Here is a 14,342-nt window from a genome sequence, read left to right as displayed (position 1 = left end):
CGTCGGCGATCAACTGTGTCGGGTCGGCCGATAGGTCAGCACCTGCGTGTGGCCGTCGAAGGTCCGGGCCTCGAGCAGTTCGAGGTCGAAGTCGTCCGCACCGTCGAAGATCCGGTCCACGCCGGTCGTCCCGGAGATCACGGGGAAGACCGTCACCTCGATGGTGTCGATCAGGCCGGCGTTCAGCAGCGCCCGGTTGAGCGTGAGGCTGCCGTGGGAGCGCAGCGGCACATCGGATTCGGCCTTGAGGCGCGTGACCACCTCGACAGGATCGCCGGACTCGATGGTCGTGTCCGGCCACTCGAGCGGCTCGGTCAGCCGGCTGGAGAGCACCGTGACCGGGGAGTCGAACATGCGCGTGATCCACCCGTCGAACAGGCTGCGGTCGAAGCCCGCGTCAAGGAACGGCGCGTTCGACGAGTAGGTCTTGGCCCCGAGCACCATGCGCAGCGGGTCGCGGTAGGCAGCCGCGCGGTAGGCGAGGAATTCGGGGCCCTGCTTGCCCCAATAGCCTCCCCAGTCGCCGTTGTGGTTGGCGAAGCCGTCGAGCGTGGAGAAGATGTCGAAGGTGTACGTGGCAGTCATGGTGTCTCCTTGCGGGACGTTGGTCGCGCGCGCCTTGTGGCGGCCTCACTCCCGCTACGAACACCACCGCCCCGATCCGACACGCCTCCCGGATTTCTTGCACAACTTTCCGAGCTGACCCACCGCCTCCAGACCAAGCTCGTCGAGATCCGGAAGAGCGCCTTACCCGCATCTAACACCTGATCCGCCATGCTCGACGGGACCGGAAGGGGTCTTGTCGTGAAACAGCGGGCCTGGGGCCGGGTACTCCCGTGGAACCGGCTGGGGCTCCGGATGCGGCTCACGCTCCTGTACGGCTGCTCGTTCTTCGTGGCCGGCTCGCTGCTGCTCTGGTCGACGTACCTGATCACCGGGCAGGCGTTGGACCAGCAGTTCTCCCCGGGGCCCAGGGTGGTCAGCGGCGAGCGGGCCGAGGGGGTGCCGGGGGACGCGGTCAAAGGCGAGGTGTTCCTTCAGCGGGTCAACGTCAAGCAGCGGGCGGACGGCGTGCTCGACGAGATGCTGCGCTCTTCGCTCATCATCATGATCCTGATCGGGGTCATCGCGTTCGTGCTCGGCTATTTGATGGCTGATCGGGCGTTGCGGCCGTTGGATCGGGTGACGGAGACGGCGCGGCGGTTGTCGGAGAGTACGTTGCATGAGCGGATCGGGTTGCGGGGTCCGCATGATGAGGTGAAGCGGCTGGCCGATACGTTCGATGCGATGTTGGATCGGTTGCATCGGGTGTTCGAGGCGCAGCGCAGGTTCATCGGTAATGCCTCGCATGAGTTGCGGACGCCGTTGGCGATCAACCGGACGATTCTGGAGGTGTCGCTGGAGGAGCCGGCGGCCTCGCCGGATCTCAAGGCACTGGCTCGGGCGCTGCTGGGCACCAACGCCCGTTACGAGCGGCTGATCGAGGGCCTGCTGCTGCTCGCGCAGTCGGAGCAGGAGCTCGCCGTCCGCAAGAGCATCGACCTGCGGCAGGTGATCCGGGCCGTGGAGGAGCAGCTCGACCTGCAACCTCGCAAGCGGCCGGTCACCCTCCACCAGGACCTGCGCGCCGCCCTCGCGACGGGCGACCCGCTCCTGCTGGAGCGGTGCGTGTACAACCTGCTGGAGAACGCGATCAAGTACAACGTCCGCGACGGTGACGTGTGGCTGCGCCTGCGTGAGGAGGGCGAGGAAGCGGTCGTCGTGGTGGAGAACACCGGGACGCCCGTCCCGCCGTACGACGTGGACGACCTGTTCGAGCCGTTCCGCCGGCTGCAGGGCGACCGGATACGGTCGGCTCGCGGCGCGGGGCTGGGACTGTCGATCGTCCGGGCCATCGTCGACGCGCACGGCGGCACGGTCACCGCCGAGGCGCGGCCGGAGGGCGGTCTGACCGTCACCATGCGGCTGCCCCGGCTGGAACGCCAGGCTGCCCTGCGCGCCTGAGCTGAACCGGCGCGTACGTAGATTTTCCGATGTGCGGAATGCGCCCTATGTCTACTGTCTGCCGCATCGAGCGCCGTCCAAGCAAGGTAGGTTCATGCGCGCGCTGACCGTCTTACTCTCCACTGTCCTGGTTTCCGCGACCCTGGCCGCTCCCGCGCCTGGCCTCGCCGCCACGCGACCCGAGGCGGCCACGGTGAACGTCGTCTATCAACGAGCCGACTTCGCCTCCGGTACGCCCGAGGGAACGGTTTCCGGCGACGGCCTGTCGTTCGCCTCCGCGGCCGGTACCACCACCTATACGGACGCGCTCGGCACCAAGAGCTGGGAGTACGCCCGCTGGACCGGGCCGGAGCGGACGATCGACTTCGCCGCCACCCAGCTGATCGCCTCGTGGACCGCCGACGTCCCGGCGGGTAGCTGGCTGCAGGTCGAGGCCCGTGGTCGTCATGCGGCCGGGCTGACCAAGTGGTACGTGCTCGGTCGCTGGGCGTACGGGGAGGGTGACATCCGCCGCACCTCGGTGCCCGGCCAGGCCGACGCCGACGGCACCGTCTCCGTCGACACGTTCGTCGCGGCGACGGGCAAGCAGATCAACGCCTACCAGCTACGCCTCACCCTCTACCGGACGCCGGGCTCCGCCGTGACGCCGACCGTACGGATGCTGGGGGCGATGGCCTCGAACGTGCCCGAGCGCAAGACCGTGCCGGTCAGCCCGGGCGGCGGCGCTTGGGGCACCGAGCTGACCGTGCCGCGCCGCTCCCAGAACGTGCACGAAGGCCACTACCCGGAATGGGACGGCGGCGGTCAGGCCTGGTGCAGCCCGACCTCGACCACGATGGTCCTCGGCTACTGGGGCAAGTGGCCCAGCGCGCAGGACACCTCCTGGGTCGATCCGACCGACCCGAACCCGGAGGTCGACTATGCCGCCCGCTACTCCTACGACCACGCCTACCAGGGTGCGGGCAACTGGCCGTTCAACACCGCCTACGCCGGACGCTACGGCCTGGACGGCTTCATCACCCGCCTGCGGTCGCTGACCGAGCTGGAGCGGCTGATCAGCGCCGGCATCCCGGTGATCACCTCGCAGTCCTTCAAGAAGGGCGAGCTGCCGGGCGCCGGATACGGCACGAACGGGCACATCATGGTGGTCGTCGGCTTCACCGCCACCGGTGACGTGATCGCCAACGACCCGGCCTCCGCCAGTAACGACGCCGTGCGGCGCGTCTATCCGCGGGCCGACTTCGAGAACGTCTGGCTCCGCAGCTCCAGCAGCGGCGGCATCGCGTACGTCATCCACCCGCCCGGCCACGCCCTGCCCGCGACCACGCCGGGACTGCCCGCCAACTGGTGACCCTCGTTGCGAAGAGCCCGGCTATTCGCGGTAGCGGGCGAGCGCGGCGTGGGCCTGCGCGGTGATCGACTCGATCACCGTGGCCGCCGGTTCGATCGAGTCGACCAGGCCCACGCCCTGCCCCGCGAGCAGCGCCATCTCTTCCAGGTCGCCGGTGGTCAGACCGCGCATCGGGACCAGGAAGGAGAACTTGCGCATGTCCACCCGATCCCCGTTGAGCGTCGTGTGCCCGATGACCTCCAGGCCCGAGGTGTCGCGCGGCACCTCGTCCGCCCGGTCGTGCCACTCGCGGACCACCCGGTTACGCAGCACCCGCGTCGGGTTGAACTGCGGGGTCTCCGGGCCGAACACCCGGGTACGCGCGGTGTCGGTGCCCCGCGCCGCCACCAGCCGGCTCTTGTAGCCTTCGTGCGCCGCCGACTCGGCCGTGGCCGCCAGCCGCGTGCCGATCCAGGCGCCGTCGGCCCCGAGCATGAGCGCGGCGGCCAGCCCCCGGCCGTCCGCGATCCCGCCGGAGGCCAGGACCAGCGCCGGGGCGACCGCGTCGACCACCAGCGGGACCAGCGCGAACGTCGGCAGCGTCGCGTAATTGTGCCCGCCCGCCTCCAGCCCCTGCGCCACCACCACGTCCACGCCGTCGTCCACCGCCCGCTTGGCGTCGTCCACCGACCCGATCTGCTCGAAGACCCGTACGCCCGCGCCGTGCAACTGGCGGATGAAGCTCGTCGGCGGATGCCCCCAGTGGAACGACGTCACCGAGACACCGGCCGAGCAGATCGCGTCGATCTGCTCGGGCTTGGCGAAGGGGGTGATGAGGTTGACGTTGAGCGGCCCGGTCGTGCCGGCCCGTACCGCGCCGATGGTCTCGACCATGGCGGCGGTCGGCATCAGCCCCACTCCGAGCGACCCCAGCGCCCCGGCATTGCTCACCGCGATCGCCAGCTCCGGCAGCGCTCCGACGAACGCCATGCCGGCCTGCGCGATCGGGGTGGTCAGACCGTACGTGTCGGTGAAGCGTGTCCGCAGATTCATGCCTTAGAGGCGTTCCATCCCGTTCCACGACGTTCGCCAAGAGAACACATCCGACCTATTGACTCGCCCGGCTGCCGGTGGTCATATCGAGAAATATTAGGAAAGTTTGTTAACGAGCGCACGTCACAGGGAGCTGCGCCATGTCCAGAACGGTGCCTGTCTTAGCCGTACTCGCCTTACTGGCAACGGTATTGATCGGAGGTATAGCGCAGGCAGCGACCACCACCCGCTACGAGGCGGAAGCCGCCACGATCTCCAAGGGCGTCTTCGAGGCCAGCCACACGGGCTTCTCCGGCACCGGCTACGTCAACGGCGACAACGTCTCGGGCAGTTACCTGGAGTTCTCGGTCACCGCACCTTCGGCCGGCCCCGCGACCCTCGCCCTGCGCTACGCGAACGGCACCACTGCCAACCGTCCCGCCACCATCACGGTCAACGGCACGGCCATCGCCACCGGCCAGGCGTTCAACGGCACGGGGAACTGGGACACCTGGGCCACCGCCACACTCACCGCGACGCTGCAGGCGGGCGCCAACCCGGTCAGGATCACCGCGACCACCGCCAACGGCAACCCCAACCTGGACTTCCTCGACGTCACCATGTCCAGCACCCAGGACATCGCCTACCAGGCCGAGACCGCCGTACTCTCCCAGGCGGCGGTGGCGAGCAACCACACCGGCTTCACCGGCACCGGCTTCGTCGACTACGTCAACACGACGGGCGGCTACATCGAGTGGACGGTGAACGTGCCCGAGGCGGCCAGAACGACACTGACCCTGCGCTACGCCAACGGGACGACGGCCAACCGCCCGCTGGACATCTCGGTCAACGGCACCGTGGTCGCCGCAGGCCAGGCGTTCAACCCCACGGCGAACTGGGACACCTGGGCGGACCTCGCCATCACCGCCTCACTCAATGAAGGGACGAACACGGTCAGGGCGACCGCCACAGGCGCCGCCGGCGGCCCCAACCTCGACAAGCTCACCGTCTCCGGGCCCATCGACTCCCACCCGCCCACGGCACCCGGACAGCCGAGCCAGACGGACATCACCTCGGCGAGTGTCACGGTGACCTGGGCCGCCTCGGCCGATGACGTGGGCGTCGCCTTCTACGACCTGTTCGGCGACGGGCGGGCGTGCGGCACCGTCTCAGGACAGACCACCACGGGCACCTGTACGGGCCTGAGCGCCGACGCCGACCACGTCATCCACGTCGTCGCGCGGGACGCGGCCGGCAACGTCTCCCCGCCGAGCCCCGATCTCACCGTGCACACCCCCGTCGCGCAGAACCCGTACGGCGACCCCTACCTGGTCTCCATGTTCGACGGCACCACGCTGGACGGCTGGACCCCGCACGCGGCGGCCGGCTGGACCGTGAAGAGCGGCGCCATCCACGGCACCGGTACGGCAGGCAGGGGCTGGATCTACTACAACAAGCAGCAGACCGGCACCTTCCGCTGGATCTTCAACGTCCGGCAGGTGTCGGGCGACCACGCGCCGACCGTGCTGATCTGGGGCACCACCACGCCGATCAGGGACGCGCTCAGCGCCATCCAGTTCCAGCCGCCCAACGGCGGCCACTGGGACTACCGCCCCGGCCACAACAACGGCGGCGGCAGCCTGTTCACCCAGTTCCCGCACACCAAGTGGGACATCCACAACTGGAGCCAGTGCGAGCTCGTGGCCGACCAGAGCACGGGCCAGGCCAGGATGGCCTGCTGCCCGCTCACCGCGAGCGCGCCCACGTGTACGGCGGTCGAGGTGCTGGCGTTCAAGGACACCACCGCCGGGCAGGTCGGCCCGCTGGCCATCCAGATCCACAACAGCGGCATCCAGGACGAGTACCGCGGCCTCTACCTGGAGTCGCCGGTGGTGGTGAACCCGGGCGGCTTCATCACGACGGGCTAGCGCCCGGACGTCCCCGGCTGCCCGATGATCTCGGGCGGCCGGGGACCCGGGATTCCGAGTGCTGAGACCGGACTTGTATCCCAGAACAACAACGAGCGGCTGGTCGCCTGCCTGATCGGGGCCGCTACCGGAAGCGGCGGCTCTTCGACCGGGCCAGCAGGGTGAGCACTCCAGCGGCGGCGACGAGTGCCGCACCGCCCACCGCCCACGGCAGGCGGCCGTTCCCGGCGGATGCGGGCCCGGCGGCCGAGGCCTCGGACAACGCGGCGGGTTCGGGTTTGGAGCGCGCGGCGGCGGTCTTGGCGCCCCGGAAGACCACGTCGGAGCAGGAGTAATAGGTGTCCGGTGTGTCGGAGTTCTGCCAGATCGTGTAGATCAAGTGGCGGCCGGTCTTACCGGCGGGCAGGCGGCCCTTCATGACGTACGAGCCGTCTGCCATCGCCGGGTCGGTGACCTTGAGGAAGGGCTTCTTCTCCAGGTCGGACCACTTGAGCGGACGGGACGGGTTGTAGCCGTCCGTGGTGACGTACAGCCGGAAGGTCCCCTTGTGCGGGATGGTGCCGCGGTATTTGAAGGTGAAGCCCGCTCCGGCCGTCAGCTTGGTGGCGGGCCAGTCCTTGCGGGCGAGGTCGAGGCCGCTGTACCCCTTGATGCCGCCACTGCACAGTTTCCCGTCGGGGATCACCTGGCGGTCCCGGCCGGCGACGTCGGCCACCCTGAGGTTGTCCCACCCGCGGGGCAGCGCCGTACCGCTCACCGCCAGGGCGGCTTTGCAGGCGGGCGACTTGGCCGTCCGTGGGCTGTCGGCGCCGCAGGCCGCCGCCCGGCTGAGGGGGTTCTCCAGTGCCCCGTGGGCACCGGCCGGCCCGGCGGGCAGCAGCAGGCCCACGCCGAGCACGGCGACCGCCACGCTCGCGATCCGGCGACGCATGACCACGTGGCAGTCCTCCTCGGCTCGCGAACTCCGTCCTGCGTACAGGTACGGACGCCCGGCCCTGCGGGTTCACCCGGGCTCGGCGGAGAACCGGTAGAACTCCTGGAGCACCCGCGCGGCCTGGTCCGCGCCTACCACGGGGCAGACGTACCCACCGGCCGCGATGTGCGCGCACAGCTCCGGGTCCGGCCGCAGATGGTGGGTGCGCAGGTAGTAGGTGACCGTGTCGGTCCAGACGTAGGTCCCGTCGGTGCGGAAGCTCAGCGGCACCACGTCGCCACGCTCCGGTTCGACCCGGTCCACGTCCAGCCCGGTGGTGCCCAGGATCGGCATGCCCGCCTCCAGGTAGGCGGCGAGCCGTTCGCGTTCTCGCGGGCTCTCCACCAGGGGATGGCCGGGCTCGAAGTACGGCACGCCGTTCCTGACGCCGTCGAAGACCCGGGCGACCGCGATCACGGCCTCCCCCCTTCCTGGCTGTACCGTGCGAGAACGGACGGCTGCCAGCCGGTGATCGCGTAGAGGCTGATGAGCTGCTCCTTGTCGAGGTGGTCGTCGGCTCGCCCCCGCACACTGGCCATGCTGACCGCGTTGGTGGGCCCGTTCGCGTCGATCAGGGCCTGGAAGTGGTACGGCCTGAGCCCTGGTCGCGCCACGTTGGGCATGCAGTACTCGTAGCCCCGGTGCAGGCCGCCCTCGGCGGCCGGGTTCTGCGCCAGCCTGTACAGGATGTCCTGGTGCCCGCGGAAGGCGTCGAGGAGTTTGAGGTAGTTGATCACCTCGCGGTAGTCGGGCGTGCCGACGTGGATGTGCCCGCCCACCCCCGGCCCCGGCTCGCCGCCGTGCGCCCGGATGATCTCGACGACCTGGTCGACCCGGCTCCAGGTCTCGGGCGTGTCGCGCAGGATCGGTGAGACGACCTCGCCGGCCACTGCGGTCGTACGTTCCCGCTCCACCCACCAGCCGTCGGCGGCTTCGCCGTAGCCCCGCTCGTGGCCTGTGTGGCGGGCGAGGACTCCGGACTCGGCGGCGAGGCCCGCCTTGTGCAGGGCGCGGGCTGTCTGCTCGTTCACCTTGGCCTGGGATGGTCGCTGTAGGAGCCGCCGAAGTGGTGGACGGGCTCATGACTCAACGGCACGTCACCGGTCGCGTGCTCGCCGATCTGGTACAGGTTGTCGAGCAGCTGGTCGTGCCACGCCTCGCGGCCCAGCTTCGCGAACTCCGGCCGCAGCGCCTCGATCCGCTCGGTGAACAGCTCGATGTCCTGACGGGTGAGCTCGTTGTCGATCCACTCGCCCTCCACGTCCATGTAGTGATCGGCGAAGTCGTTCAACATGTACTCGTCCTTCGCCAGCCCGAAGCTGAAGGATCTGCTGAGGTCGATCCCGTGGACGCCGTCCTGGCCGTGGGCGAGCCAGTTGCCGCCCCTGCGGTCGGTGTTGGCGACCAGCGCGTCGAGCAGGCCGAGCAACCTCCCCGACGTGCTGGAGATGAAGGGGTGAACGCTGCCCTTGAGCTGGGACGGGTCGACACCGTCCATGAACTGCATGTAGACGGCGTCCGGGTTGGTGGGATCTCTGATGATGTGGGGCACGGGAGCACCGATCGCTCGCCCGACGAGCGAGGCGAGCAGGTCCTTTTTCACCGTGACATGCCCGAAGTTATGCACTTTCCTGATGAGGAAGGTGCCGTCACGGAATCGGATTTTTTGCACGATTCCATGCTGGCCATCGCCTATGACCTCGATCCTTGGTTGCTCCCGCTCCAGTTTCGCCTTCAGCGTCTCCTCGTTGAGCGGCCCCGGCGGGAGCTCGTGGCTCGGCCGGGCCACGTCCACCGGGGCGGTCGGCTGCTGGTGCGGCTGCTCCGGCTGGGTGTGGTGCCACTGGCCGTCCTCGCGGAAGATCGGCCGGCCGTCCTGGCGGTACTGGGGGATGCTCCCCGTGTGCGCCAGCCGGTCGGCGCCGATGTAGACGAACTTGTCGGCCGTGATGATCTCCCGGCCGACGATGTCGGCGACCTGCTTCACCGCGACGGGGTTCTGATAGAGATCGCAGCCCAGGATGCGCAGTTTGGCGTTGGGATCGGCCATCACGACCGGGTCGTAGGCGAGCATCGTGCCCACGTCGTGGCCCGACAGCCGCTGGTCGCCGAGGTAGAACCCGTTGCGGTCGGCGCTGATGCCCACGTCGATGACTCCCGGTGTCTGCCGCAGCAGCCGCATGTCCGCGCTGGGCATGACCGCCTGGCCCGGATTCCGGTACCAGACGCCCGAGGCCACCTCGTGCCTGCTCTGCCGGATGATCTCCCGATGCCTGGGCGTGAGCTCCGGCACGGCCCGGCCATCGCTCCCGCGCGCCCCACCGGGCTCGCCCCCTCCGCTCCACTCGTGCGGCGCCCCGCCAGCACCCTCGCGGGACGCCCCGCCCGCGGCGTCGCGTGGGCGCCCGCCCGCACCCTCGTGCGGCAGTCCGCCCGCGCCGTCGTGCGGGTCCGGGCCGAAGTGGTACGCGGGCACCCGCTGATCAGCCGGTCGCGGCGCCTCTCCAGGGATCCGCGCGTCCGCCAGCCGGGTGCCGCCCGGCTCTCCCAGTCGTGGCACCTCTCCCAGCCGAGGCACGCGGAGGCCCTCGGCGGCCCGCGGGCCCGCGTAGCCCGCCCGGCCGTCGATGCCGCCCACGAAGCCCGCCACCGCGGCCTTGCCCAGCGCCTCGGGAGTGAGCTGGCCGTTCTCCACCAGCATGGGGACCGAGCCGATCACCGACGCGACGCTGCTCTGGGTGGCCACCCCGCCCACGGTCTGGGTCAGGAACGCCGCCACCCGCTCACGTGCCGTCATCTCCTCCTTCAGCACGACGCCACCCAGCAACCGCGGACCGCCCAGCTTGGCGATGAGCCCGCCCAGCCCGGCGAACGCCAGCCCGGTCAGCAGCCCGCCCTCCACGGCCGCGGTCGTCTTGTCGCCGTCCCACTCGTCCCGCCTGCCCTCGGCGAACTGCCAGAGCTGGGTGCCGCCGTCCAGGCCGACCATGAACGCGATGCTCATCAGCAGCAGCTTGGCGATCGTCCTGACGTTCAGCCTGGCCATCGAGCAGGCGGGCCCGATCGACAGGAACGAGGCGCCGCCTGACGCGGGCCCGAACGCGTAGGACCGCAGCAGCAGGAAGGCCAGCAGGATCAGGCAGAGCGCGATGTACTTCTGCGTGTAGTCGGTGTCCAGGCCGTACGCCTCAAGCTGTTTCGCCGCGCTCTCGCAGGACTTGGCCAGCTCCTCCACGTACGCGGGGTCATCGGTGGAGAACTTCCCCCAGTAGGCGCTCAGCGCGGAAGCCGCGGGGCCCATGGCGTAGGCGAGCACGTTGCTGAGCGTTTCGTCGCCCTCGCAGGCCGCCGTACGGCACTTCGTGGCCGCGGTACGCAGGTCGGCGGCTCCCGCCAGGCTCTGCTCGCCGTCGCCCTCGGGGTAGTCCAGGCCGACGACCCAGCCGAGTACCGGTTCCACGTACGGGAACGCGGGGCCGAGCAGGGTCTGCAGGTCCACGCCTCAGACCTGCGGGTACAGGTGGTTGGCCCGCTCGTAGTTGCGGGCTGCCAGGTCGACCTGCTCCTCCAGATCGTCGATGCAGTTCGCGCCCTGGCCGCAGCCCTGGAGGAGGTCTTCGAGCGTGCCGACGAAGCCGGCGGCGAACTGCCGGCCGTACTGGTCCTGGCCCCACGGGGCGCTGTCGAGCACGGACCGCACGAGCCCGTGCGCGCCACGCATGGTGTCGGCGGGGGCGCACCAGCCCGTGCCCGCCCGGCGCATGTGGTTCCAGGCGACGTCGAACCCCTGCGCCCACTCGTTCATCGAGCCTCCCGGCGCTTGGCCGGTGTCCGGAAGGGCGTCTCCGGCAGCAGCCCGTCGAGGTCGAACTCGCCGCCGAACAGTTGCTCCGCCGCCATCCCCTCGGGTACGAGCGGCGCCATCAGCACCCGCGACTCCTCGGCGACCTGCGTGTTGGCCTTGGCGACCTGATCGAGAACAGCCTGGGCCAGCTCTGACGGCGAGAGCCTGCTGTAGACGCGGGGGTGGAAGGTGATCTCGTCGATCCTGCCCTGCGGACCCGCCGTCACGGTCACATTGCCGTCAGATACCGTGGCCGTTACTTCCCGGAGCTGGGCGTGTGTCTCCCGGACCTGGCGGACTTGCCTGCCGAACTCCGCCACCAGATCCTCGATGGCTGCCTGCAGGTCATCGTGCATCAACCGCACCCCTTTGCTACCAAGATTCACCATGTTCCCATATGTAACGATGTTTAACAGGAGTGGCACGTGAAGCGAGTGCATTTCGGCGCCGACTACAACCCCGAGCAGTGGTCGCCGGAAGTGTGGCGCGAGGACGTCCGTCTCATGCGCGAGGCGGGGGTCACCATCGTCACGCTCGGCGTCTTCTCCTGGGCCCTCGTCGAGCCCGAGCCGGGGGTCCACGACTTCGCCTGGCTGGACGAGGTCATGGACCTGCTCGGCGACGCGGGCATCGAGGTCAGCCTGGCCACCGGCACCGCGTCACCGCCCGCCTGGCTGTCGCGCCTGCACCCCGAGACGCTGCCGGTCACGCGCGACGGCGTGCGCCTGTCGCCCGGCTCCCGCCAGCACTACTGCCCCAGCTCGCCCGTCTACCGCGAGGCGGCCGCGGACCTGGCCGTACAGCTGGCCAAGAGGTACGGCCGGCACCCCGCGCTGGCCATCTGGCACGTCGGCAACGAGTACGGCTGCCACATCCAGGAGTGCTACTGCGACGTCTCAGCCGAGGAGTTCCGGACCTGGCTGCGTGAGCGCTACGGCGACCTCGACGCGCTCAACGCCGCCTGGTCCACCACGTTCTGGAGCCAGCGGTTCACCGACTGGGCCGACGTGCTGCCGCCCCGCACGACCCCGACGCTGCGTAACCCCGCGCAGGAACTCGACTTCCGCCGCTTCAGCTCCGACGCGCTGCTGGCCTGCTACCGGGCCGAGCGGGCGGTGCTCCGGGAACTGACCCCCGACGTGCCGATCACCACGAACATCATGGGCATGTGGGAGCCGGTCGCCGACTACGCCTCCTGGGCGGCCGACTTCGACGTCGTGGCGCTCGACATCTACCCCGAGCCGAAGGACCCCGGCGCGCACATCGACGCGGCCTTCTTCCACGACCAGATGCGCTCGCTGGGCGGCGGTCGGCCGTACCTGATGATGGAGACCGCGACCAGCGCGATCAGCTATCGCCCGCCGAACCGGCCGAAGCGGGACGGACTCAACCGGTTGTGGAGCCACCAGGCGGTCGCGCGCGGCGCCGACGCGGTCATGTACTTCCAGTGGCGGGCCTCGGCGGGCGGCGCGGAGAAGTTCCACTCGGCGATCGTCTCGCACGGCGGCGCGGACAACCGGATCTTCCGTGAGGTGGCCGGGCTGGGCGCCGAGCTGGCGGAGCTGTCCGGCGTCGCGGGCTCGCGGGTGCGGGCCGACGTGGCGATCGTGCACGACTACGCCAACTGGTGGGCGCTGGAGCTGGACGCCAGGCCGGGCGAGCTGAAGATCCCCGAGCGGGTACGCGCCCACTACGCGCCGCTCTGGCGGGAGAACGTCACGGTGGACGTGGTGACCCCCGAGGCGGACCTGTCGTCGTACAAGCTGGTCGTCGTGCCGAACCTCTACCTGTGCACCGACGCGGCCGCGGCCAACCTCTGCGGCTACGTCGAGGGCGGCGGGCACCTGCTGATGTCGTTCTTCAGCGGGATCGTCGACGAGTGCGACCGCGTCCGGCTGGGTGGGTACCCGGGCGCCTTCCGGGAGCTGCTCGGGCTGCGGGTGGCGGAGTTCTGGCCGCTCAGCGAGGGCGAGAGCGTGGATCTGACCTCGGGCGGGAGCGCCGACCTGTGGGCCGACCACGTCGTGCCGGAGGGCGCCGACATCCTGGCCGCTTACACCGACGGCCCGCTTTCCGGGTCGCCGGCGATCACCAGGAACGCCTTCGGCCTGGGCACCGCCACCTACCTCGGCACGCGCCCCGACGAGCGGACCATGCGCGAGCTCGTCCGCGACACCCTGCGGCTGGCGGCGGTCGCGTCTGTTCTGCCGGGGTTGCCCGACGAGGTGGAGGCCGTACGGCGCGGGAAGCATCTGTTCTTGCTCAACCACGGTGACCGTTCTGTGAGCGCCGCCGGGGTGGAGCTGGCTCCTCATGACGTCGTCGTGGTGGCCGAAACCGGGGCGTGACACGGGTTCCGACGCGCGGAGAGCTGGGACATTCCCGGGGTTGATGCGTTTTGGAGTGGATTTGTAGAGCTCTCGACGAACGTTCTCCTTGCCTGCCCGACCAACGCAAGGAGAACAGCCGTGTTGGACATCGTCCTCATGTCCGACCCGCGGGTCAGCGAGATGCCCGTCGAGGATCGAGGAGAGCCGCTGGTCGACCTTCGCACCGTACCCGAGCTGCGGCTGGACGGGCGCATGGCCGATCCGGAGGGCGCGTACGCGCACATCCGCCAGGGTCACGTCGAACGCCTCCTGCACGCCCAGAGCCTGCTCCCCCCGGGGCTGCGCCTGCTCATCGTGGAGGCGTACCGGCCGCCGAAGCTGCAGGAGCGGTACTTCCGGCGGTACGCGGCCACGCTGAGCGAGGCCAACCCGGACTGGCCGCGGGAGCACGTCTACGTGCAGGCCAGCCGCTCCCTGGCCCCGCCGCACATCGGCCCGCACGTCTGCGGCGCGGCGGTGGACCTCACCCTGTGCACCCAGGACGGCACGGAGCTGGACATGGGCACGGAGGTGAACGCCGGCCCGGAGGAGAGCGACGACGCCTGCTACACGGCGGCGACCAACATCTCCCACCAGGCCACCACCAACCGGGACATCCTCGGTGACGCCATGTCCGAGGCCGGTTTCGTGAACTATCCAACGGAGTGGTGGCACTGGTCGTACGGCGACCGCTACTGGGCCCTGGCCACCGGTGCTCCCGCGGCCGTACACGCCCAGCTCACCTGGCCGCTTCCCCGATCTTGACCGGGGGCAGGCCGAGGCCGCCGTCGCTCGCTGCGGGGCGACGGCGGCCTCGGCCTCCATAATCAATCGTGCTGGTAAGCAGACGGATCATCTCTTG

The 14,342-nt window shown here is 69.9% G+C and carries 13 protein-coding genes; 5 read left to right on the top strand and 8 right to left on the bottom strand.

Features of this window, described 5'->3' with window-relative positions:
• Positions 1–9 precede the first annotated feature (9 nt).
• Entirely contained in the window at positions 10–585 is a 576-nt protein-coding gene (locus AB0B91_RS16975; protein ID WP_358319746.1) for a dihydrofolate reductase family protein, read from the bottom strand.
• A gap of 219 nt (positions 586–804) precedes the next feature.
• Here AB0B91_RS16975 and AB0B91_RS16970 point away from each other — a divergent pair, with 219 nt between their 5' ends.
• On the top strand, positions 805–2,004 hold the full coding sequence (locus AB0B91_RS16970) for a HAMP domain-containing sensor histidine kinase (protein ID WP_358319743.1): 1,200 nt from the start codon (positions 805–807) through the stop codon (positions 2,002–2,004).
• Positions 2,005–2,098: 94 nt separating this feature from the next.
• Entirely contained in the window at positions 2,099–3,355 is a 1,257-nt protein-coding gene (locus tag AB0B91_RS16965; RefSeq protein ID WP_358319740.1) for a C39 family peptidase, read from the top strand.
• 21 nt (positions 3,356–3,376) lie between these two features.
• On the opposite strand, the gene AB0B91_RS16960 is transcribed toward AB0B91_RS16965, so the two are convergent.
• Positions 3,377–4,387, bottom strand: a complete 1,011-nt coding sequence (locus AB0B91_RS16960; RefSeq protein WP_358319737.1) for a nitronate monooxygenase family protein — start codon at positions 4,385–4,387, stop codon at positions 3,377–3,379.
• Between the two features lie 140 nt (positions 4,388–4,527).
• Between AB0B91_RS16960 and AB0B91_RS16955 the strand changes: the two genes are divergently transcribed.
• Entirely contained in the window at positions 4,528–6,294 is a 1,767-nt protein-coding gene (locus tag AB0B91_RS16955; protein WP_358319734.1) for a carbohydrate-binding protein, read from the top strand.
• Between the two features lie 124 nt (positions 6,295–6,418).
• Here the strand turns inward: AB0B91_RS16955 and AB0B91_RS16950 are convergent, their stop codons facing one another.
• The 6 genes from AB0B91_RS16950 to AB0B91_RS16925 form a co-directional block, all read right to left on the bottom strand.
• Positions 6,419–7,225: a lytic polysaccharide monooxygenase gene (locus AB0B91_RS16950; RefSeq protein ID WP_358320806.1), complete on the bottom strand. Its 807-nt coding sequence runs from the start codon at positions 7,223–7,225 to the stop codon at positions 6,419–6,421.
• A gap of 72 nt (positions 7,226–7,297) precedes the next feature.
• Positions 7,298–7,684, bottom strand: a complete 387-nt coding sequence (locus AB0B91_RS16945) for a hypothetical protein (protein WP_358319731.1) — start codon at positions 7,682–7,684, stop codon at positions 7,298–7,300.
• Complete coding sequence (locus AB0B91_RS16940) at positions 7,681–8,298, bottom strand: hypothetical protein (RefSeq protein ID WP_358319729.1); 618 nt, start codon at positions 8,296–8,298, stop codon at positions 7,681–7,683. Before AB0B91_RS16940 ends, AB0B91_RS16945 begins: the two co-directional genes overlap by 4 nt.
• A complete protein-coding gene (locus tag AB0B91_RS16935) occupies positions 8,295–10,766 on the bottom strand; it encodes a hypothetical protein (protein ID WP_358319726.1) in 2,472 nt (823 codons plus the stop codon). The genes AB0B91_RS16940 and AB0B91_RS16935 overlap by 4 nt, the downstream gene beginning before the upstream one ends.
• Positions 10,767–10,769: 3 nt before the next feature.
• Complete coding sequence (locus tag AB0B91_RS16930) at positions 10,770–11,072, bottom strand: hypothetical protein (RefSeq protein WP_358319723.1); 303 nt, start codon at positions 11,070–11,072, stop codon at positions 10,770–10,772.
• Positions 11,069–11,467: a YbaB/EbfC family nucleoid-associated protein gene (locus AB0B91_RS16925; RefSeq protein ID WP_358319720.1), complete on the bottom strand. Its 399-nt coding sequence runs from the start codon at positions 11,465–11,467 to the stop codon at positions 11,069–11,071. The genes AB0B91_RS16930 and AB0B91_RS16925 overlap by 4 nt, the downstream gene beginning before the upstream one ends.
• A 69-nt stretch (positions 11,468–11,536) precedes the next feature.
• On the opposite strand from AB0B91_RS16925, the gene AB0B91_RS16920 reads away from it, so the two are divergent.
• Both AB0B91_RS16920 and AB0B91_RS16915 read left to right on the top strand, forming a co-directional pair.
• The gene (locus tag AB0B91_RS16920) at positions 11,537–13,459 is read left to right on the top strand and encodes a beta-galactosidase (RefSeq protein ID WP_358319717.1); all 1,923 of its coding nucleotides are present in this window, start codon (positions 11,537–11,539) and stop codon (positions 13,457–13,459) included.
• A 120-nt stretch (positions 13,460–13,579) separates the two neighbouring features.
• On the top strand, positions 13,580–14,245 hold the full coding sequence (locus AB0B91_RS16915) for a M15 family metallopeptidase (protein WP_358319714.1): 666 nt from the start codon (positions 13,580–13,582) through the stop codon (positions 14,243–14,245).
• Positions 14,246–14,342 lie beyond the last annotated feature (97 nt).

Source organism: Nonomuraea sp. NPDC049141 (assembly GCF_040648415.1).
Lineage (GTDB): Bacteria > Actinomycetota > Actinomycetes > Streptosporangiales > Streptosporangiaceae > Nonomuraea.
This window is presented reverse-complemented; position numbering and strand designations above follow the sequence as displayed.

Coding starts and splice junctions, on each gene's coding strand:
- AB0B91_RS16930 (WP_358319723.1), bottom strand. CDS start 11,072: ATGAACGAGTGGGCGCAGGGGTTCGACGTCGCCTGGAACCACATGCGC.
- AB0B91_RS16950 (WP_358320806.1), bottom strand. CDS start 7,225: ATGCGTCGCCGGATCGCGAGCGTGGCGGTCGCCGTGCTCGGCGTGGGC.
- AB0B91_RS16960 (WP_358319737.1), bottom strand. CDS start 4,387: ATGAATCTGCGGACACGCTTCACCGACACGTACGGTCTGACCACCCCG.
- AB0B91_RS16975 (WP_358319746.1), bottom strand. CDS start 585: ATGACTGCCACGTACACCTTCGACATCTTCTCCACGCTCGACGGCTTC.
- AB0B91_RS16925 (WP_358319720.1), bottom strand. CDS start 11,467: ATGCACGATGACCTGCAGGCAGCCATCGAGGATCTGGTGGCGGAGTTC.
- AB0B91_RS16955 (WP_358319734.1), top strand. CDS start 4,528: ATGTCCAGAACGGTGCCTGTCTTAGCCGTACTCGCCTTACTGGCAACG.
- AB0B91_RS16965 (WP_358319740.1), top strand. CDS start 2,099: ATGCGCGCGCTGACCGTCTTACTCTCCACTGTCCTGGTTTCCGCGACC.